This window comes from Kribbella capetownensis, assembly GCF_004331485.1.
GTDB lineage: Bacteria > Actinomycetota > Actinomycetes > Propionibacteriales > Kribbellaceae > Kribbella > Kribbella capetownensis.
Window position 1 is genome coordinate 12,569 of record NZ_SJKD01000004.1, and the last position, 19,760, is coordinate 32,328.

16 protein-coding genes are annotated in these 19,760 nt (G+C 67.4%); 7 read left to right on the forward strand and 9 right to left on the reverse strand.

Going from position 1 to position 19,760, the window contains the following annotated elements:
- Nucleotides 1-45 precede the first annotated feature (45 nt).
- Nucleotides 46-1,701, reverse strand: a complete 1,656-nt coding sequence (locus E0H75_RS18405) for a bifunctional 3'-5' exonuclease/DNA polymerase (RefSeq protein WP_131514813.1) — start codon at nucleotides 1,699-1,701, stop codon at nucleotides 46-48.
- A 161-nt stretch (nucleotides 1,702-1,862) separates the two neighbouring features.
- Here E0H75_RS18405 and E0H75_RS18410 point away from each other — a divergent pair, with 161 nt between their 5' ends.
- The 5 genes from E0H75_RS18410 (at nucleotide 1,863) to E0H75_RS18430 (ending at nucleotide 6,162) form a co-directional block, all read left to right on the forward strand.
- On the forward strand, nucleotides 1,863-3,218 hold the full coding sequence (locus E0H75_RS18410) for an aminotransferase-like domain-containing protein (protein ID WP_131514814.1): 1,356 nt from the start codon (nucleotides 1,863-1,865) through the stop codon (nucleotides 3,216-3,218).
- A gap of 72 nt (nucleotides 3,219-3,290) precedes the next feature.
- Nucleotides 3,291-4,202 (forward strand): pyridoxal 5'-phosphate synthase lyase subunit PdxS, encoded by a 912-nt coding sequence (gene pdxS, locus E0H75_RS18415; RefSeq protein ID WP_131514815.1) that lies wholly within the window; start codon nucleotides 3,291-3,293, stop codon nucleotides 4,200-4,202.
- A 17-nt stretch (nucleotides 4,203-4,219) separates the two neighbouring features.
- Entirely contained in the window at nucleotides 4,220-4,765 is a 546-nt protein-coding gene (locus tag E0H75_RS18420; RefSeq protein WP_238163118.1) for a DUF6891 domain-containing protein, read from the forward strand.
- Nucleotides 4,762-5,367, forward strand: coding sequence for a pyridoxal 5'-phosphate synthase glutaminase subunit PdxT (gene pdxT, locus E0H75_RS18425; RefSeq protein WP_131514816.1), 606 nt, complete (start codon nucleotides 4,762-4,764; stop codon nucleotides 5,365-5,367). Before E0H75_RS18420 ends, pdxT begins: the two co-directional genes overlap by 4 nt.
- A gap of 33 nt (nucleotides 5,368-5,400) precedes the next feature.
- Entirely contained in the window at nucleotides 5,401-6,162 is a 762-nt protein-coding gene (locus E0H75_RS18430; protein ID WP_131514817.1) for a YebC/PmpR family DNA-binding transcriptional regulator, read from the forward strand.
- A 45-nt stretch (nucleotides 6,163-6,207) separates the two neighbouring features.
- Here E0H75_RS18430 and E0H75_RS18435 read toward each other — a convergent pair whose 3' ends face one another.
- The 8 genes from E0H75_RS18435 to E0H75_RS18470 form a co-directional block, all read right to left on the reverse strand.
- Entirely contained in the window at nucleotides 6,208-8,865 is a 2,658-nt protein-coding gene (locus E0H75_RS18435; protein WP_238163119.1) for an exo-rhamnogalacturonan lyase family protein, read from the reverse strand.
- Between the two features lie 60 nt (nucleotides 8,866-8,925).
- Nucleotides 8,926-11,502: an exo-rhamnogalacturonan lyase family protein gene (locus tag E0H75_RS18440; protein WP_131514819.1), complete on the reverse strand. Its 2,577-nt coding sequence runs from the start codon at nucleotides 11,500-11,502 to the stop codon at nucleotides 8,926-8,928.
- A complete protein-coding gene (locus E0H75_RS18445; RefSeq protein ID WP_131514820.1) occupies nucleotides 11,499-12,386 on the reverse strand; it encodes a carbohydrate ABC transporter permease in 888 nt (295 codons plus the stop codon). The genes E0H75_RS18440 and E0H75_RS18445 overlap by 4 nt, the downstream gene beginning before the upstream one ends.
- 9 nt (nucleotides 12,387-12,395) lie before the next feature.
- Entirely contained in the window at nucleotides 12,396-13,391 is a 996-nt protein-coding gene (locus E0H75_RS18450; RefSeq protein WP_131514821.1) for an ABC transporter permease, read from the reverse strand.
- A gap of 3 nt (nucleotides 13,392-13,394) precedes the next feature.
- On the reverse strand, nucleotides 13,395-14,942 hold the full coding sequence (locus E0H75_RS18455) for an extracellular solute-binding protein (RefSeq protein ID WP_131514822.1): 1,548 nt from the start codon (nucleotides 14,940-14,942) through the stop codon (nucleotides 13,395-13,397).
- A complete protein-coding gene (locus E0H75_RS18460; protein WP_131514823.1) occupies nucleotides 14,939-15,568 on the reverse strand; it encodes a YesL family protein in 630 nt (209 codons plus the stop codon). Before E0H75_RS18460 ends, E0H75_RS18455 begins: the two co-directional genes overlap by 4 nt.
- 192 nt (nucleotides 15,569-15,760) lie before the next feature.
- Nucleotides 15,761-16,471, reverse strand: a complete 711-nt coding sequence (locus tag E0H75_RS18465; protein WP_238163120.1) for a DUF1961 family protein — start codon at nucleotides 16,469-16,471, stop codon at nucleotides 15,761-15,763.
- Nucleotides 16,468-17,526, reverse strand: coding sequence for a LacI family DNA-binding transcriptional regulator (locus E0H75_RS18470; RefSeq protein WP_238163121.1), 1,059 nt, complete (start codon nucleotides 17,524-17,526; stop codon nucleotides 16,468-16,470). Before E0H75_RS18470 ends, E0H75_RS18465 begins: the two co-directional genes overlap by 4 nt.
- Before the next feature lie 546 nt (nucleotides 17,527-18,072).
- Here E0H75_RS18470 and E0H75_RS18475 point away from each other — a divergent pair.
- Complete coding sequence (locus E0H75_RS18475; protein WP_131514824.1) at nucleotides 18,073-18,534, forward strand: hotdog fold domain-containing protein; 462 nt, start codon at nucleotides 18,073-18,075, stop codon at nucleotides 18,532-18,534.
- 63 nt (nucleotides 18,535-18,597) lie between these two features.
- A complete protein-coding gene (locus E0H75_RS18480) occupies nucleotides 18,598-19,755 on the forward strand; it encodes a GNAT family N-acetyltransferase (RefSeq protein WP_238163178.1) in 1,158 nt (385 codons plus the stop codon).
- The last annotated feature ends 5 nt before the right edge of the window (nucleotides 19,756-19,760 follow it).

A 19,760-nucleotide genomic window follows, 5' to 3' on the forward strand; every position in this document is an offset into this window, starting at 1 on the left:
GACTCGGCCGTGGATCTCATTCTCGAGCGGCGCGACGGCTGAGGATTACTTGGCGTCGGCGTAGGTTTTCGTGGTCGTGGTGGTGAAGGCGAAGTTGGTCGGGGTGGGGCCGAAGGTGAGGGTGCCGGCTAGGTTGCTGGCGGCTTGGATGGCTTCGACCACGACTGGGGCCTCTTCGGTGGGGCAGTGGACTATGACCTCGTCGTGCTGGAAGAAGACGAGCTCGGCTTTGAGATCCGCCAGGGATTGGCGGAGGGCGGCGAGCATCAGCAGAGCCCAGTCGGCGGCGCTGCCTTGGACGACGAAGTTGCGGGTGAAGCGGCCGCGGGCTCTTGCGTGGCGAGCGTCGGTTTGCGGCTCGTCTGCGGGTGGACCTTCGAGCATCGCGTCGTCGAGCTGTGCGCCGGTAGGTGGGCAAGTGCGGCCGAGCCAGGTGCGGACGAGGCGGCCTTCCTCGCCGGCGCGTGCGGCGTCGTCGACGTACGCGACGGCCAACGGGAAGCGTCGGCGCAGCATGGCCAGGTTCTTCAGGCCGTCGCCGGACGTCTGGCCGTAGATCGCGCCGAGTACGGCGAGCTTCGCCTTCGCGCGGTCACCCGAGAACGCCTGGTCCGACACGGCCTTGTAGAGATCACCGGGATCACTCGAGACCTCCATCAAGGCCGGGTCGCGAGAGATCGCCGCCAGGATGCGCGGCTCCAGTTGGGACGCGTCCGCGACCACGAGGCTCCAGCCGGGGTCGGCGACGACCGCGCGACGAATCACCTTGGGGATCTGCAGACCACCACCGCCGTTGGTGATCCAGCGCCCGGAGACCGTCCCTCCAGGCACGAACCCAGGCCGGAACCGACCGTCATGCACCCAGTCCTGCAGCCAGGACCATCCGTTCGCCGTGTAGATCCGATAGAGCTTCTTGTACTCGACCAGCGGCTCGACCGCCGGATGATCGATCGTCTCCAGCTCCCACCGCCGGGTCGACTTCAGCTGGTACCCGGCCTGCTTGAACGCCTTCAGCACATCCGCGGGCAGATCCGGCCGCACCCGCCGCCCGAACGCCTCCGACACCTGGTCCGCCAGCTCGGTCAGCCGCCGCGGCTCTCCGGTCCCGCCGAACCGCTCACCCAGCAGCTCGGACAGCACGGCGCGATGGGCGTCCGAGCTCCACGGCAAGCCGGCCCGATCCATCTCCGCGGCGACCAGCATCCCCGACGATTCCGATGCCGTGAGCAACCGCATCCGATCCGGGTACTCCGCCTCCCCGTGCCGCCGGAGCTGATCGGCGTACACCCGAAGCAGCGCCTCGAACGCAACCGGCTCCTCCTGGATCTCGAACAAGGACGACTGCTCACCCGGTACGACGGCCCGCAGCGGCGGGTCCGGTGGGACCGGCCCACCGCTCAACCGCCCCCAAGCCGCAGCCGCCGAGCGCGGCTCACCCAACCGGCCCGCATGCCCAAGCAACAACCCTTCGCTGTTCTCGATGTCGTAGCAGCGCTCCACCCGTACGCCGCCGGCCAGCAACCGTGGATAGATCTCGGCCGAGGACCGCCACACCCACCGGGACACCTGCGGACGCGAACCGACCGCGCCCGCCAGCGACGGCTCGTGCAGCACCGGACCAGCAGGCTGCCCGTCCGGATGCAAGGCGACGAGCACCGCCCCGCCACCCTCCTCCGGCGCAATCGCCCACCGTTCGTCCACCTCCCAATCCTCACACCCCCCACCGACACCCACCACCGACCAGACCATCCCGATAGCGGGTTGTCGTGTTGCTGGCGGGATGTCAGCCGTCAGCGGTGGAACAACCCGCCAGCCAGCGGACGGAGCGACGCCCATCAGGCCAGTGGTGTCAGACTGGACTTATGTGGCGGAAGATGGATCTCGACCCGGCGGACGGGACGAAGACCGAGCAGGTCGAGGCGCTGGTACTGCGCCGGATCGAGCGCGGCGACCTGTCCATCGGCTCACGCCTCCCCTCGGAACGCGTGCTGGCCGACCGGCTCGGCGTGAGCCGGGTGACCGTCGTACGGGCGCTGGACCACCTGCGCACAGACGGCGTACTGGAGACCAAACGAGGCTCCGGCACCCATGTGAGACCACTGGACCGCCTGCTGGACCCGATCGCGCCGGCCTCCACAGTCACGGCGGGCGACGAGCCGGTCCTCGACCTCCGGTTCGCAACCACAGCGGCGCCGCACGACGTGGCGGAAGTGGCAGCCCAAGTAGTCGCGAACGCACTACCGCACGCCATGGGCGGCGACGGTCCGCCACCGGGCGGCTCATTGGAACTGCGCCAAGCCTTGGCAGAGCGCCTCACGATCGAGGGCGTGCCGACCGAGCCAGACCAGCTCACGCTGACCGTCGGCGCAGCAGCCGGACTGAACGCCGCACTGGCCGGTCTGGATCTCGGACCAGGCGTAGCAATCACCGAGACACCGACGTACCCCGCTGCCTTCGACCTGCTGCGCAAGCACCACCTCGACGTGGCCGGCTGGCCGGCAGGTGTCTGGGACACCGACCAGCTCGCCCACCTCTGCCGACGGCACCGCCCCAAGGTCATCTACCTCCAGGCCGACAACCACAACCCCACCGGCCTGAGCATCCCGGCAGATCGCCGTACGACGATCATCGAGATAGCCCGCAGGTACGGTGCTGCGCTGATCAGCGACGAGACCATGCGACCGCTCTGGCTGGCCAGCGGGGAGCAGGCCGAGCCACTGAGTCGCTACCCGCGCACTGTGAGTGTCGGCTCGCTCTCGAAGACGGTGTGGGGCGGACTGCGCGTCGGCTGGGTCCGGACCGGCAAGCAGCTCCGCAGACGCATCAACACGGCCGCACAGCTCAGTGTGGCGTCGCCGAGCGCGCTCGACGACCTCCTGGCCCAGGCGATCATCCAGAAGCTCGACAAGGTGATCGGCCGCCGCCGTACCCGGCTGAGGGCGAACCTGATGGCGCTCGAGGCCGGTCTCAAGGCGCTCGACGGTGTGGCGTGGCCCACGCCGACCGGAGGTATGACGCTCTGGCTCGAGCTGACCGAAGTACGCGCACGACGGGTGCTGGAGGCGGCGAGGGAGCACGGACTGCTGCTGGGCGCCGGTGACCTGTTCACACCAGAGGGCACGGACCGGCGTCACATCCGCATTCCGTTCACCGCGCCGCCTGCCACGCTCCGGCTGGTGGTGGCCCGTCTGGGCGCTGCGCTGGCTCAGTCCACTTGATCCGAGGTGGACTGAGGATCGGTGCCTGCTGCCCCCTAATCTGGAGGGGAGCCCCACGACCAGGAGGATGTAGTGACCGAGAACCAGACCCCCCAGACCGGCCCCCAGACCGGCACCGCGAAGGTCAAGCGCGGCATGGCGGAGATGCTCAAGGGCGGCGTGATCATGGACGTCGTCACCGCCGAGCAGGCCAAGATCGCCGAGGACGCCGGCGCGGTCGCGGTGATGGCGCTGGAGCGGGTCCCGGCTGACATCCGCGCGCAGGGCGGCGTCTCCCGGATGAGCGACCCGGACATGATCGACAGCATCATCAACGCTGTCTCGATCCCGGTGATGGCCAAGGCCCGGATCGGTCACTTCGTCGAGGCGCAGGTGCTGCAGAGCCTCGGTGTGGACTACATCGACGAGTCCGAGGTGCTCACCCCGGCCGACTACGCCAACCACATCGACAAGTGGCAGTTCACCGTGCCGTTCGTCTGCGGTGCGACCAACCTGGGCGAGGCGCTGCGCCGGATCACCGAGGGTGCGGCGATGATCCGCTCCAAGGGCGAGGCCGGCACGGGTGACGTGTCCAACGCGACCACCCACATGCGCCAGATCCGCCAGGAGCTCCGCAAGCTGCAGGGCCTCCCCGAGGACGAGCTGTACGTCGCCGCCAAGGAGCTGCAGGCGCCGTACGAGCTGGTCAAGGAGGTCGCTGCGCTCGGCAAGCTGCCGGTCGTACTGTTCACCGCCGGCGGGATCGCCACCCCGGCCGACGCCGCGATGATGATGCAGCTCGGCGCCGAGGGCGTGTTCGTCGGCTCCGGCATCTTCAAGTCCGGCAACCCGGCCCAGCGCGCCGAGGCGATCGTCAAGGCCACCACCTTCTACGACGACCCGGACGTGCTCGCCAAGGTCTCCCGCGGCCTGGGCGAGGCCATGGTCGGCATCAACGTCGACGAGATCCCGCAGCCGCACCGGCTCGCCGAGCGCGGCTGGTGACCAACAGCCTGCAGTCAGTGGACGAGCGGACCGCGCGGGAGCTGCGCGGTCTCGCTCGTGTCCTGGTGCGGTCCGGGTACGCCGACCACGCGACGATCACGGCTGCGCTGACGGAGGCGGTCCAGGAGGACGCACCGTCGATGGACGCGGCTGCTCTGGTGCCGCTGCTCATCGGCGAGGCCGTGATGGATCTGAGCGCCGAGTCCGCCGAGTGGCCGGCGGAGACGGATCCGGACCGGCTGGACGCCGTACTCTCCGAGCTCGAGAAGCGGGGACTCGTGGTGGTCCGGTACACATCGGACCACCACGCCGCCCGGCAGGCGCTCGAGGCAGCTTCGGATCCCAAGGGGCTGGTGTTCTTCACCGACACCGACGTCTGGCACGCGGTCGACTTCAGCATGCTCGAGCTCAAGCTCTGGCATCCGGACACCGCGAACGTCGCACCCGGTGAGCCGCTCCTGGAGGACGTACTCGCCCTGCTGGACGAACACGACCTCCCCGCCACGTTCGACGAAGGCCGCATCGAGGTCACACTCGACTGGAAGCGAAGGCTGACGCTATGACTGTGATCGGTGTGTTCGCATTGCAGGGGAATGTGCGGGAGCACCTGGCGATGCTGACCGACGTGGGCGTCGAGGCGCGGCCGGTACGGCGTCCGTCCGAGCTGGAGCAGGTGGACGCGCTCGTGCTACCGGGCGGCGAGTCGACCACGATGGACAAGCTGGCGCGGGCGTTCGAGCTGTTCGAGCCGCTGCAGAAGCGGATCGCCGACGGGATGCCGGTCTTCGGCACCTGCGCCGGGATGATCATGCTGGCGAACGAGATCACCGGCGGGATCGAGGGTCAGGAGACCCTCGGCGGACTCGACGTGACGGTACGCCGCAACGCGTTCGGGCGGCAGGTGGACTCGTTCGAGGCGGACCTGGACTTCCCGGGTCTGGGCCCAGGGTTCGGCACGCCGTACCACGCCGTGTTCATCCGGGCACCGTGGGTGGAGCGGGTCGGACGGGACGTCGAGGTACTCTCGACCGTGAGCTCAGGCCCGGCCACGGGTAGGATCGTCGCCGTTCGCCACGATCGGCTGCTGGCCACGTCGTTCCATCCGGAGATGACCGGGGACGCCAGGCTGCACGGCTACTTCGCCGAGCTGGTCCGCGGCCTCTGAGTCGGTAGCAGCAGTAGAAGGGTTGGGTTCGCCATGTCAGGCCACTCCAAGTGGGCCACCACGAAGCACAAGAAAGCCGTCATCGACGCGAGGCGCGGCAAGCTCTTCGCGAAGCTGATCAAGAACATCGAGGTGGCCGCCCGGATGGGCGGCGGCGACCCTGGCGGGAACCCGACCCTGTACGACGCCATCCAGAAGGCGAAGAAGTCCTCGGTCCCGAACGACAACATCGACCGCGCGGTCAAGCGTGGTTCCGGTGCCGAGGCCGGTGGCGCGGAGTACCAGACGATCATGTACGAGGGCTACGGCCCGAACGGCGTGGCGATGCTGGTCGAGTGCCTCACCGACAACCGCAACCGCGCGGCCGCGGATGTCCGTACGGCGATGACGCGCAACGGCGGCTCGCTGGCCGACCCGAACTCGGTCGCGTACCTGTTCAATCGCAAGGGCGTCATCGTCGTGGCCAAGGACCAGGACGGCAAGTCGCTGTCCGAGGACGACGTGATGGAGGCCGTGCTCGAGGCCGGTGCCGAGGAGGTGAACGACCTCGGCGAGTCCTGGGAGGTCGTCACCGAGGCCACCGACCTGGTCCAGGCCCGGACCGCGCTGCAGAACGCCGGCATCGACTACGACTCGGCCGACGTGCAGTTCGTCCCGTCGATGACGGTCGAGCTGGACGCCGATGGCGCCGGCAAGATCTTCCGCCTGATCGACGCGCTCGAGGACAGCGACGACGTCCAGAACGTCTACGCGAACTTCGACGTCTCCGACGAAATCATGGCCGAGGTCGGCTGATTGACAGCTACTGGAGGGCGCGGGGATCCCGCGCCCTCCAACTGTTTACGGGTTGACGATCTGGTCGCCGACCAGCGCGAGCGTCTGGATGGCGGCCAGGCCGTAGAGGGCCGTGGTGTTGGTGGAGACCCACTTGGCGGCCTGCGTCGGGTTGAGCGTCGACTTCACCTCTTCGGAGGCCCACGGGAGGTTCGGGCCGTAGCCGTCGCCGGTGTAGAACTCCTTCCACGCCCGCGCGGCCAGGTCGTCCCGATCCAGGCGTACGGCGGCGTACGCGGTGAGCCGGGAGTGGCCCTGGCGGAGGATCAGGTTGCCGAAGTACGCACCGCACTCCGCCGTCTGCTCCTCGCGGGTGGCGTTGAAGAGGCGGCAGTACTGCAGCCAGGCCGCCTCGAACGCCGGCATCTCCACCAGGTCGAGGATCTCGGCGCAGATCTCCACCTGGCCGAACATCGCGCTGAGGTGCGACACACTCACCGTCTTCTCGGTGACGGGCGCGAACCGCCCGGTGTCGAGGTCGTACAGACCGCCGCCGGTGACGAAGCCGTTCGGCATCGCGCCGATCGTTTCCATCGTGCCGAGAAGCTTGCTGTGGGCAACGTCTGCCTTCGGCCCCTGCCGCTCCCACTCGGTCAGCCACGCGGCAGCCAGACCACTCCAGTCCGTGCCGAGACCGATGGCGAGCGCGTGCGGGTCCGGCTCGTACGGCTCGGTCCTGATCTTCCGCAGCGGATCCAGCACCAGGAACGTCTGGTCCGAGTCCACGAGCTCGGACAGCAGATCGCCAGTGCGTTCGTCGGCCGTGAGGTAGTAGTAGAACCGCCGGTAGATCGCCGTACTGATCCGCTGTTGCTTTGCACTGTCAGCCCAGTGCTGTACGCCGTGCCGCGTACCCAGACCGGCCCACTGCCCGAGGTGATAGACGTCGACCTCGCCGGTGTGACGGGTCATCGCCTCGGCGAACCGGAAGATGTCGGCCCGTCCGGAGCGCAGGAACGAGTACCAGAGCCACAGATCCGGTGACAGTTCCGAGTTGTCCCATGCGTACCCGCCGACGTCGTACCGCCAGACCAGCCGGTCCTCGTCGAACGTGTGCATGATGTCGCCGTAGTCCCAGAACCCGTACCAGTGCCGCGACTCGACCTGGCCGCGATAGAAGTCGAACAGGAAGTCCAGGTGGTCCTCGATCGCCTTCCTCGCCGGCACCGACCGGTCGACCGGCGAGACGAGCCCGCCGAAGACGCGCGTACTGATGAGCTGGTCCACCGGGTTGATCAGCTGCGGGGGAGTCCGCACCTGGTCGGCCAGGTCGCCGAGCCGGGCGGCCGTCGGCGTCGCCGCGAGCGCCCAGAAGGTGAGCTCGGACGTCCGCGCGATCCCGTACGGCGTACCGAACTTGGGCTCGTAGTCCTCGTAGGTGATCTCGAGAGCGTCCAACTGCTCCGGATACGTGTCCTCGCCCATGCCGTCGTGGTAGAAGCGCGTGTCCATCGCGCCGGCATCCGGCGACCACAGCCACACCGTGACCTCGGCCTCCTCGGTGTACGCACCCCGGATGTCCAGTTGCGTGGGGTGGCGCTGCCAGAAATCCCTCAGGCCGAAGGCGAACCCGCCGCTCACGCCACCAACGTACCCGAGTCCCGACGCGCGGCCACCCTGGTCGACCGAGACCCAGCCGTACCCCTTCTTGGTCCGCTTCTTCACCGTGAAGCCGTCGGCGTTCAACTGGCTCAGCGTGTAGTCACCCCACTCGGGGATCCACTTCAACCGCGTAGTCACGCGCTGGTCCCAGGTGGCCGGATCGGGCAGCTTGGTCCCGGCGATCTGCGCCGCGCGCACGGTCGCACCCGGGTCACGCCGCAACCCGGTGATCCCCTTCACGGCTTCGGAGACCATGCCATGGCCCTCACCCACGAATCGGATATGACGGTCGTACGCCGCGTCGCGCATCGGCACCCGGAAGCGCACCCCGAGGCCGGCGATGTAGTCCTTCTGCCCGTCGCGGTCGTACACGAACGTGTGCACCATCCGGACGTTCTCCGCACCGGCCACGAAGTACAACCGGACCGAGAACGGCAGCCAGGTCTTGCCCTTCTTCGACTTGTGCCGGCCCTCGATCCGGACCACCGCGCGGACCGGGCCGGACTGCTCGACGGTGACGCGGGTGACGTCGCTCTCGTAGCGTTCGCGGACGCTGCCGCCTTCCTCGTCCTCGGCGATCTTGTCCTGCTTCAGGTTGACGAGCTGACCCTTGCGCGCGATCAGCACGTCATCACGCCAGATGTGACTGATCAGCTCCGGGCCGCTCTTGCGGATCCGGGTCTTGATCACCCCCGTGTCGACATCGACGTACGTCTTCTCGTTCTTGACCGTGACCGGTTGCGGCGGTGCGGCCGCCGTACCGGGGCCTAGGGTGTACGACTCAGCCGGTGCGTCGACTGCGATGGCGTGCGCGCTCCACTTGAGCGAGCCGTCCGGCCAGTACGCCGTCGGCCAGCTCTGCACGGGTACGGCGCTGCCGTCGGCGGCCTTGAGCGCGAAGGTTTGGTCTGCAGGTACGGCGCCCTTCGGCCACGGCGTACCCCAGGTCGTGACGGCAGCCGTGGTCGGCTTGCCCTCCAGCCAGCTGAGCTTCACTTCTGGTACGTCGGCCACCGCCGTGGAGCGGGTGTCGAGCAGGGACGCCGCGGGGACTGCGGCCATACCTGCCAGGACTGTACGTCGGGAGACCTCCATGCCTTTCCACCTCTGTCGTTTCGGTGTTCAGGGATGTTCGGGGATGTTCCGGTGTTCGGGGATGTTCCGGTGCTCGGGGATCAGGGACAGGTTCTGGATCGCTGCGAGTGCGTACTGCGACGCGGAGTTCGTGCTGACGAAGGCGGCCTCCTCGACGGGCATCAACGCACCGTTGACGTGGGTCGTCTTCCAGTCCGTCTCGCGCTGCAGGGCGCTGCGGTAGAGCTGGTCGCCGTCGCCGACGAAGAACTTGCGCCAGGCCAGCCGTGCCAGCTCCGCGTCGCCGGTGCGTGCGGCGGCGTACGCGGCGAGACGGCTGTGCGCCTGGACGAGTGCGATGCCTTGGAGTGGGTGGCCGACCTCAGCGGTCTGCTCCTCCGGTGTTGCCAGGTAGATACGGCAGTAGTCCAGCCACGCCTTCTCGAACCCGGGTACGTCGAGGTCCAGGTCGATGAGCTCCGAACAGATCTCCGGAAGTCCGAACAGCGAGGACAGGTGTGAGACCGCGATGCCGCGCCGGCTGGTGTCGAAGCGTCCGGTGGACAGGTCGAGCCGGCCGTTGCCGGTGAGGAAGCCATAGTGCATCGCTGCGATGTCGGCCATCGTTCCGACCAGCCGCGCACGGGCTCGCTCGTCGCCGTACCGCTCCCACCGCGTCAGCCACGCCGCTGCGAGTGCGCCCCAGTCCACGCCCAGTTCGACCGAGAGCGCATGCGGATCGGGGGAGTAGACGTCGGGTCGCACCTTGCGCTGCGGGTCGACGACCAGCAGCGTCTCCTCGACCGCTGCGAGCTCGTCCATCAGGTCACCGGTCCGCTCGTCCGCGGTCAGGTAGTAGTAGAAGCGCCGGTAGAGCGCACTGGAGATGCGGACCTGCTTGCAGCTGCAGCCCCAGTGCTGCACGTTGTGCCGCGAGCCGAGGCCCTTCCATCGGCCCAGGTGGAACACGTCGACCTCACCGGTATGCCGGGTCATCGCCTCGGCGAACCGGAACACGTCCGCCCGGCCGGTCCGCAGGAACTGGTACCAGAGCCAGAGGTCCGGCGACAGCTCCGAGTTGTCCCACGCGTACCCGCCGACGTCGTACCGCCAGGTGTGGCGATCGCGGTCGTAGGTGTGCATGACGTCGCCGTAGTCCCAGAAGCCGTACCAACGCCGGTCCTCGCGCTGACCGACGTAGTACTGGAACAGGAAGTTCAGCCGCGCCTCGATGTCCTGGTCGTCGGCGGTCGGCAGACTCCAGCTGCCGAAGACGCCGGCCTCCAGGAACCGTGCCGGCGCCGCCGCGAGCAGACCGGGGGAGTTGAGCAGCGCAACGTGCTCGGCGAGGTCGTCTGCCGACGGAGTGGTGTCGTGCACTCGTAGCGTCAGCTCGTGCGTCCGGGCGATGCCGTGCGCGTTGCCGAAGCCGGGTTCGTAGTCCTCGTAGGTGATCTCGAGGCCTTCGAGTTGTTCGGCGTAGCTGTCCTGGTCCATGCCGTCGTGCCAGTAGCGCACGTCCATTGCCGGCGCGCTGGGCGACCACATCCACACCGTCGCGGTGGCCACGTCGGTGGCCGCGTTGCGGATGTCCAGGCGGGTCGGGTGCAGCTTCCAGAAATCGCGGAGCCCGAATCCGAGTCCGCCGCTGACACCACCGACGTACCCGTAGCCAGGTGATCTGGTGCCGGCCGGGATCGTGACCCAGGCGTGCTCCGATCCGGTGCGCTTGCGCAGGGTGAAGCCGTCGGCGCTGCTCTGGTCCAGCGTGTAGTCGTTCCACTGCGGGATCAGGTGCAGCCGGTCCGACACCTCGGGGTTCGGGATGTCCTCGACCTCGCGGCCGGCGACCTGCGCACGACGTACCTCCTCGCCTGGGTCGCGGCGTAGACCGGTCAGGCCGCGGACCGCCTCGGTGAGGAAGCCGGATGGGCCGGCCAGGCGGATGTGCCGGTTGTGCGGCTCGTCGCGCATCGCCACGTCCGCACTGAGCCCCAGCCCGGCCAGGAAGTCCCGGTCCGGCTCGCCGTCCCAGATGAAGCTGTGCACGATGCGTACGTCGGTCGCACCAGCATAGAAGTAGAGGCGGACCGAGAACGGCAGCCAGTCACCGTGCTTGCCGTCCAGCTTGATGACGGCCCGCACGGGTCCGTCTTGTTCGACGATAATATTGTCAACAATCGCCGTCGTCTGCTGGCGATTGCGGGTCAGATCCTCGTCCGGCGCATCCTGGCGAATGCTGACCAGCCGTACGTCGCGCACGACCTCCTGGTCGTTGTCGACAATGGACGCGATCAGCAGCGGCTTGGTGAGCGTCCACGTGACCTGACCGGTGGTCGCCCGCACGCCGTCCGCCGTCCGCTCGACCCGGACCGGCGTACTCGGCGTGGTCGGCTCTTGACCCGGCACGAGCTCGTACGACGACTCCGGGTGCTCGGACGGCCCGATCGCGTGCGCCGACCACTTGATCGAGCCGTCGGGCCAGGTCGCGGTGGTCCAGCTCTGCACCGGCGTGCCGTCTGTCAGGGCGAAGTGTGTGCCCTCGGCAACGGTGCCGCGCGGCCAGGGCACACCCCAGGAAACGCCTTGCCGGCAAGGAGTTTCAAGCCATTGCAGTGTGGTCATTCTTTCACCGATCCGATCAGGACGCCTTTGGCGAAGTGCTTCTGCAGGAACGGGTAGAAGAACAGGATCGGCAGCGTCGCGACCACCACGACCGCGAACTTCAGGCCCTGCTCGGGGAACGTGACGGTCTCCAACTGCTGCAGTACGTTCGCCGAGTCCGCGTTCGCCGCGGTCAACTGGCGGACGATCATCTGCAGAGTCCATTTCTTGCTGTCGTCGATGTAGAGCAATGGCGACATGTAGTCGTTCCAGATGCCGACCGCGTAGAACAGCGAGAACGTCGCGATGATCGGCTTCGACAGCGGCAGCACGATCCGCAGGAACACGTTCAGCTCGTTGCACCCGTCGATCCGGGCCGCTTCCTCGAGTGCCTCGGGCAACTCCTGGAAGAAGCTCTTCACCACGATCAGGTAGAACGGGTTGATCGCCAGTGGCAGGATCAGCGCCCAGTAGCTGTCCAGCAGGCCGAGATCACGCACCACCAGGTACGTCGGGATCATGCCGCCGCTGAACACCAGCGTGAAGATGACCAGGTTCAGCATCAACGCGCGGCCGGGCAGGAACCGCTTGGCCAGCGGATAGGCCATGGTCAAGGTGAGCGCCAGCTGGATCACCGTGCCGACCGCGGTCACGGCGATCGTGGTCAGCAAGGCGCGCACGAAGGTGTCGGTCGAGAAGATGTAGTGGTACGTGTCGGTCACGAACCGGTGCGGCCACAGGAAGAACGGCCGCGAGCTGATCTCGGACTCGGTCGCGAACGACCCCGCCAGTACGTACAGCAGCGGCAGGACCGTGACGATCGCCAGACCGGTCAGCAATACGACATTCAGTACGTCGAACACCCGGCTGCCGGCCGAGTCGTAGTACCGGACCCGTTGTTTCATGTCGTCTCCTCAGAACAGCCCACGCTGGCCCAGCCGCTTGGCCAGCAGGTTGGAGCCGAAGATCAGGACCACGCCGACCACTCCCTTGAACAGGCCGACGGCGGTCGCATAGCTGAACGAACCCTGGGTGATGCCGATGTAGTAGACGAAGGTGTCGAAGACGTCGGCGACATCGCGGTTCAGTGATGTGGTCATCAGCCAGATCTGCTCGAAGCCGGAGTCCATCAGGTGGCCCGAGGTCAGGATCGCCATCACCACGATCGTCGGCCGGATCGCCGGCAGCGTGATGTGCCAGAACTGCCGCCAACGCCCGGCACCATCGACCCTTGCCGCCTCGTACAGCTGCGAGTCGACCCCGGCCAGTGCGGCCAGGTAGATGATCGTGCCCCAGCCGGTCTGCTTCCACAGCAACTGCAGCACGATCAGCGGCCGGAACCAGTCGGCCTGGGCGACGTAGTCGGTCTTCTGCCCGCCAACCAGGCCGTGGATCCAGTTCGCGATCACGCCGAAGTCCACGGAGAAGAGCAGATAGGTCAGCGACGCGACGATCGTCCAGGACAGGAAGTGCGGGATGTAGATCAGCGACTGCACAGAGCGCTTCAGCACGCGGAGCCGGAGTTCGTTCAGCATCAGCGCGACGACGATCGGCGCCGGGAAGACGAAGACTATTGTCAACAATGCGAGCAGCAGAGTGTTGAACATCAACCGGCCGAAGTCCGGTCCGGTGAACAACTCCTGGAAGTGCTTCAGGCCGACCCACTCACTGCCGGAGTACCCCAGGAACGGCACGTAGTCCTTGAACGCGATGGTCAGGCCGTACATCGGCAGGTACTTGAAGACGACGAAGTACACCAGACCGGGCAGCAGCAACAGGTAGAGCCAGCGGTAGCGCAACAGGTCCCGCCACAGCGGCACCGGCCGGGGGCGCCGCTTGCGGCGCGGCGCCTCCGGGGTGGCCTCCGCCGACGGCGGCACCACCTGGCTCGGGACCAGATCGGTGGCCATCTGTCAGCCGCCGGCCTTGGCGGCCAGGTCGTTGACCTCCGTGGCGATCTGCGTGCCGCCGCTGTCGTACCAGCGCTTGATCTGCGCCTTCAGCTGGTCCTCGGTGATCGCACCTGACAGGTACTTGATCCGGGCGTCCGGGATGATCGTGTCCAGCGTCTGACCCTTCGAGACCGCGGTCGGCGCGACGATGCTGAGTGCGGGGTTGAAGACTGCCGTCTTCAGGTCCTCGTTCATCAGGACGTCGAAACTCTCCCGCATCGCCCGGCTGGTCGCGTCGTTCGGCCGCGGCTGGTACGCACCGATGCCGACACCGGCCCGGGTGCCGAGTTGGATGAAGGCCTTGTCCACGTCGTTCTGGATCGCCTTGACCTTCGGATCGGTCTCGTTGATCGGTACGGCGTACTGTCCGTCGGCCTTGAAGTTGCGGCCTTCGATGCCGTTGGCCAGCAGGACCGAGCCCTCCTTGGACTCGAGCTTGTCCAGCGTCTGCAGGACCTGGTCGAGTTGCTCATCGGTCCGCACGTGCTGCTTGGAGATCGCGATCACCATGTTGTAGCCGGTGAACGGGTAGGAGTGCTTCTCGCCGTCCGGACCCTTCAGGTTGCCGACCAGCGTGACCTTGTCGAAGTCCTTCGGGTTCTTCTCCTTGAACAGGTCGAGCAACTGGGTGGCGCGGACATTGACGTCGATGATCATGCCGCCCTTGCCCTGGACGAACGGGTCGTTCCAGTTCGCGCTGTCCAAGGTGGCGAAGTCCGGATTGACCAGGCCCTCCTTGACCCACCGACGCAACCACTCGTTGGCAGCCAGGAACTCCGGAGTGTCGAAGCCGGGGACCAGCTTGCCGTCGCGCTCACCCCACCCGTTCGGTGCGCCGAACCAGGTCTCGACCACGTCGTACGGGCTCGCACTGGCGTAGTTGCCGGGCCACTTCGGGATGATCAGGCCGTAGGTGTCCTTCTTGCCGTTCCCGTCCGGGTCGCGCTCGGTGAACGCCTTGGCGATCGCATAGAGGTCGTCGACGCTCTGGGGTTCCTTGAGCCCGAGTTTGGCCAGCCAGTCCTTGCGGATCACGATGCCCGACCGCAGCAGCGGGCGGTCCCGGTAGATGCCGTAGGTCTTGCCGTTGGTCTGTGAGTTCTTCGCCCGCTGCTCGTTGTCCGGCTTGAGGTTCGGGTACTTGTCGAGCTTGCCGGTCAGGTCCCAGAACGCGCCGGCCTCGGCCGCCTTGAGGAACGACGGGCCCTTCTCGTTCACCACCATCACGTCCGGGATCTTGTCCGAGGCGAACGTGACGTTCGACTTGTCGCCGTACTCGGCGTTCGGCACCCAGGTGATCTTGAGCTTCTTGCCGATCTGCTTCTCGACCGCCTGCTGCAGTTCGCCGCCGGGGTCGGGTGCGGTGCCGAACAGTGGCGCCATCACGGTCAGCTCGTCACTGGCCGCCTGGCCTTTGCTGTCGTCGCCGCCGGAGCAGGCAGACGCGGCGAGCAGTGCCGTCGAGGCGGCGACTGCGACGGCGAGACGCCGTCGGGAGAAGATGGTCATGAGTTCCCTTTCAGGTGCAGGCGCGCCTCGTTCTCGGCGAAGAAGCGCAGGCAGAACCAGGTGTTGAGCTGGATCCAGCCGCCGCCGGCCAGCACGATCCCGAGAACGGGGAACCGGCTGGAGACGTAGGCGATGGACACCGCGACGAACAGCAGGACCAGGGACGAGGCCGGCCGCGCGAGCGCGACCAACGATGCCTTGGGCAACAACTCGCGGACCCGGAGGTCGTAGTGCACGGCCATCGGGAGCAGGTAGGCGGCGATCACACCGAGCGCGACCAGGGCTACGAGGCTGGCCAGCCGGGGGAGTGACGCCTTGGTCCCGAGCGACGCGAAGTACAGGTAGTTGCCGATCAGCAGGACCGCGGCCGCGACCAGTGGGAGTACGACGAGGCAGCCGCGGCGGAACTCGTGGCGGAACGCCGTACGGAAGGCAGGCAATGCATGAAACGATTCACCGGAAGACCTGCGTCTGGCCAATGAATATGCTGCGAGCGTCGCCGGGCCGATACCCAGCGCGACACCGCCGACCAGGGTGAAGCCGATCCACAGCGCGTTCAACTTGATCGCCCAGACGACCTCGTCCGCGGCCTCGTACAGCCGGATCGACCAACCGGTCGCGCTCATCATGGGCCGCCATCAGGCCGGCGGAAGGCCTTGTCGGGTTGGTGATTCATGCGGGTCCCTGCCTTGTGACGAGGGTGATTCGGGCGAAAAGTGATGTGACCATATGGTTGAATCGTCTCAATTGTCAACGGCTGGGAAAGCGTTTGTCGGAGAACGGTCAGGCGGGGACGTGCGGACTGCTTGAAGTCGCAGTCAGGAGCGGGAAATCCGCAGGTTCGCGTACTCGCCGATGAGCGGCGCCATCTGGCGGAAGCCGAGCCGGCCGCCGGTCAGCGGCTGGTCGTCGTACCACTGGAAACTGACCAGGTCGTTGACCGCGAACGTGATCTCGCCGCGATGGACCGAAAGCCTCAGTTTGTAAGGACCTTGGGCGTCCTGGACGCCGGGGATCGGGTCCGCGCCCTGCGCGACGAGGTGGAAGCCGTAGCTCTTGCGCAGGTTGCAGGTGTGGAACGCGCGCTCGGCCGGCCAGCGACGGCGGAAGTACGAGACGTGGTACGTGTCGAGGTCGCCGTGGTGGTACTGCTCGTACGGGCCGGTCCTCGGCGCGAGGTCGAAGAGATCCTCGCCGCGGCGGCCCTTCGCGTGGAAGAACAGGATGCAGAGGCCGGGCTCGTGGATCGGCCAGAAGTCCCACTCGACGGTGATGTCCGGCGGGAAGTCCTCGGGACACCACAGCACGACGTTCGCGTCCTGCCCCTCCTCGGGCGGTCGCGTACTCTCCAGCCGCAGCCGGCCGAGCGGGAACGAGACGGCGCCATCCCCCTCGAGCCGGAAGCCCTGGAGATCGGCTTCAGACGCGAGAGGATTCTCGTACAGCACCTGCCGCGCTGGGATCTGGACGCCGGGCATCTGCTGCGCTGGGGTCTGGTCGTCCGGCGTCTGCTGCGTGTGGTCGCTCATTTGCCGCGCCGGGTGTGGTCGCTGGACTCGCGGACGATCAGGTCGGGCTGGAAGATCACCTGCCGGTGCCGGTGCTGCTCGGCCGCCTCGACCTCTTCCTGCAGCAACTCCATCGCCGACCGCCCGAGCATCTCTGCCGGCTGCCGCACCGACGACAGCGGTACGGCGGCTGCCCGCGCGAAGTCGATGTCGTCGTACCCGACAATCGCCATGTCGCGGGGGACCTGCAGACCGGCGACCGACATCGCCTGCAGGAAGCCGAGCGCGAGCAGATCGTTGGCCAGGAAGGCGGCGGTCGGCCGGGACCGCGGTGGAAGCGCCGCGATCTTCTCGCCGATCGCGCGGCCCTCCACGACACCCATCACGTCGACCTCGTACCGCTGCAACTCGACGTCGTCGGCCCGCTCGACCGTGGCGGCGAACCCAGCCATCCGGTCGGAGACCTGCTGCATGGTGAAAGGCCCACCGATAAAGGCGATCCGGCGATGTCCGGACTCGATCAGGTGGTTCCCGGCGAGCCGTCCGCCCAGCTGATCATCGACCGACACCGAACAGAACCCGCGATCCGCGGCACGGTCCACGAGGACGACCGGCGTACCGCGCGAGACCAACGCCGTCAGCCGTGGATCGTTGCTGTCGAACGGTGTGATCAGGATCCCCATCACACGCTGCTGCTCGAGCTGGTCGAGATGGTGCCCTTCGCGGACCGGATCGGTCTTGCTGTTGCACAGCATCACCACGGTGTCGTGCTCGTAGGCCAGCGCTTCGGCGCCCTCGGCAAGGTCGGTGAAGAACGGGTTCGCCACGTCGAGCACGACCAGCCCAACCGTTCGGCTCTTGCCGGCGCGCAGGTGCCGAGCAGCCTCATTACGCACAAACCCCAGCGCGCGAATGCTGTCCTGCACGCGCTGCCTGGTCGCAGGAGCCACGATCCACGGCCGATTCAGTACGTTGCTGACCGTCCCGACCGACACACCCGCGCGATGCGCGACCTCTTTGATGCTCGGCGTTGCCATCGTCCCCCGGTCGCGGCCGTAGATCCTCGTCCCAGCCACTCTATCCACCCCACATTGAATCGTCTAAATCCTCACCTCAGCCCCCGCAACGAAGACCACCCCCTCGGCTGGAAGGACACCGCTACGCCGCAGCTGCTCTTGTGGCCGCCTCCGGCGGCGAGCCGCACACCGGTCACACGCGCGAGGTGATCGGCGGATGCACTGCCGGTTGGACGGGAGAGGACGCCGGCTTGTGGTGGCTGCCCTCTGGCCGGGCGTCGTACCTAAGGACAGGAGGTAGTCCAAGAATCTGGGTCTCGGCTCGGCCCGGTGAGCGGGCGGCGGCGACTCGTCGTCGACTACCTCCTGTCCTTAGCTCCAGCTAGGCCGTCGGACGTGCCAGCGGACAGCTGCGGGCGAGCCGATCGGAGACCTACCGTCGGTCGGGAAAGGACACCGCTCCCCGGCGGCTGCCTTTCTGGCCGCCTTCGGCGGCGGGCCGCGCACCGGTTACATGCGCGAGGTGTTCGGCGGACAACACGGGCCGGCGCGATGCTATCCAATCCATGGTGGCGGGGTTATGTGACTCGTGGGTAACGTAAGCGCATGGCGAGTCGGGTGTTGGGGATGTGGGAGCGGTTGCGGGGGCTGCCGGGTGGGGAGCGGGTGTTTTCGCGGGCGTTCACGTGGCGGGCGCCGTACTTTCGGTCGATTCGGCCGCGGTTCGTGCAGGTGAGTCCCAACTACGCGGCGCTGGTGTTGCCGAAGCGGCGGGCGGTGCAGAACCACATCGGTACGGTGCATGCGATTGCCGTGTGTAACGGTCTCGAGGCGGCGATGGGGGCGTTGGCGGAGGCGACCGTTCCGGTGGGGAAACGCTGGCTGCCGAAGGGCATGGAGGTTGCGTACCTGGCCAAGTCGACGTCCGATCTGACCTGCTCGGCTGAGACGGATCCGGACGCTTGGACGGCAGGGCCGGATGTGCCGGTGCGGGTCCAGGCGACGCGGGACGACGGCACAGTTGTTGTCCAGGGCACCATCCACCTCTGGGTGACGGACCGGAAGTAATGGTGACGGACCGGAGGTAATAGTGAGCAGCCCGCCGAGGGCTCACGTAGGGTCTTCGGCGTGATGGATGCGCTGCGGGTGGTGGATGTTTCCGAGGCTGATCTGGACTCGGTGTGGGAGGTCCGGCTGCGGTCGTTCGGGCCGGGTGGGGACAAGGACGAGTGGCGCAAGGATGCGCTGCGGTTCATCGAGGACGGCCGGTACGTCGGAGTGGCCGACGGGGCCGTGGTCGTCGCGGCGGCCCGGATCTGGCCCTTCCAGCAGTGGTGGGGCGGCCGACGGGTCCCGATGGCCGGTATCGCGGGCGTGGTGGTGTCGCCGGAGTACCGCGGTCGCGGAGTCGGCAGCATGCTGATGCGCGGGGTGCTGCAGCGCAGTGTCGAGATGGGCTGTCCGCTGTCCGGGCTCTATCCGGCGACGACTGTGCTCTATCGGCATCTGGGATACGAGTTCGGCGGCGGTCGCTACAAGTTCTCCTTCCAGTCCTCCGACCTGCGGTCACTCGGCGGGAAGGGTGTGACGCTGCGGAAGGCCGGGCGGGAGGATGCTCAGCTGGTCATCGACCTGGCCAGCAAGGTGCATGAGGGCCGCCGATCCAACGGTCCGCTGATCTGGCCGCTCGCCCAGGTGGAGTCCTGGCTGGAGGACGAGACCAACTTCGCGTACGTCGCCGACGACGGTTTCGTCGTCTACAACTGGTCCGAGCAGAACCTGTCCGTCGACGAACTGATCGCCGGGTCCGAGGAGACCACGCGGGCGTTGTGGACGACGGTCGGATCCGGTGCGTCGATCGCCCGCACGGTGCACGCGTACACCCCGCCGACCGATCCGATCAACCTGATGGCCGAGCACGAAGCGGACTCCACCGCGAACGTCTCGCGCTGGATGCTCAGGCTGCTCGACGCCCCGGCCGCGATCGCGGCGCGCGGGTTCGCGTCCGGTGCAGCCCTGGAGGTCGACGTGCGGATCGACGACCCCGACCTGCCGGCGAACACGGCCGACTGGCACCTGTCCGTTGCCGACGGCTCCGGCAGTCTCACGTCTGCACAGCAGTCTGGTGACGCACTGCGCCTCGGCCCGCGTGGACTGGCTGCTCTGTACGCCGGTACGCCGCTCAACACCCTGCGATCGGCGGGATTGGCCACGGGCCCAAGCACTGCCGATCAAGCCATCGACACGGCCTTCGGCGGCCCCACGGCGTACATGCTCGACTTCTTCTGAGGCGC

Bases quoted from the DNA above. Each gene is read 5' to 3' on its own strand.
- E0H75_RS18410 (WP_131514814.1), top strand. From the start codon at position 1,863: ATGTGGCGGAAGATGGATCTCGACCCGGCGGACGGGACGAAGACCGAG.
- pdxT (WP_131514816.1), top strand. From the start codon at position 4,762: ATGACTGTGATCGGTGTGTTCGCATTGCAGGGGAATGTGCGGGAGCAC.
- E0H75_RS18430 (WP_131514817.1), top strand. From the start codon at position 5,401: ATGTCAGGCCACTCCAAGTGGGCCACCACGAAGCACAAGAAAGCCGTC.
- E0H75_RS18435 (WP_238163119.1), bottom strand. From the start codon at position 8,865: ATGGCCGCAGTCCCCGCGGCGTCCCTGCTCGACACCCGCTCCACGGCG.
- E0H75_RS18440 (WP_131514819.1), bottom strand. From the start codon at position 11,502: ATGACCACACTGCAATGGCTTGAAACTCCTTGCCGGCAAGGCGTTTCC.
- E0H75_RS18445 (WP_131514820.1), bottom strand. From the start codon at position 12,386: ATGAAACAACGGGTCCGGTACTACGACTCGGCCGGCAGCCGGGTGTTC.
- E0H75_RS18450 (WP_131514821.1), bottom strand. From the start codon at position 13,391: ATGGCCACCGATCTGGTCCCGAGCCAGGTGGTGCCGCCGTCGGCGGAG.
- E0H75_RS18455 (WP_131514822.1), bottom strand. From the start codon at position 14,942: ATGACCATCTTCTCCCGACGGCGTCTCGCCGTCGCAGTCGCCGCCTCG.
- E0H75_RS18460 (WP_131514823.1), bottom strand. From the start codon at position 15,568: ATGAGCGCGACCGGTTGGTCGATCCGGCTGTACGAGGCCGCGGACGAG.
- E0H75_RS18465 (WP_238163120.1), bottom strand. From the start codon at position 16,471: ATGAGCGACCACACGCAGCAGACGCCGGACGACCAGACCCCAGCGCAG.
- E0H75_RS18475 (WP_131514824.1), top strand. From the start codon at position 18,073: ATGGCGAGTCGGGTGTTGGGGATGTGGGAGCGGTTGCGGGGGCTGCCG.
- E0H75_RS18480 (WP_238163178.1), top strand. From the start codon at position 18,598: ATGGATGCGCTGCGGGTGGTGGATGTTTCCGAGGCTGATCTGGACTCG.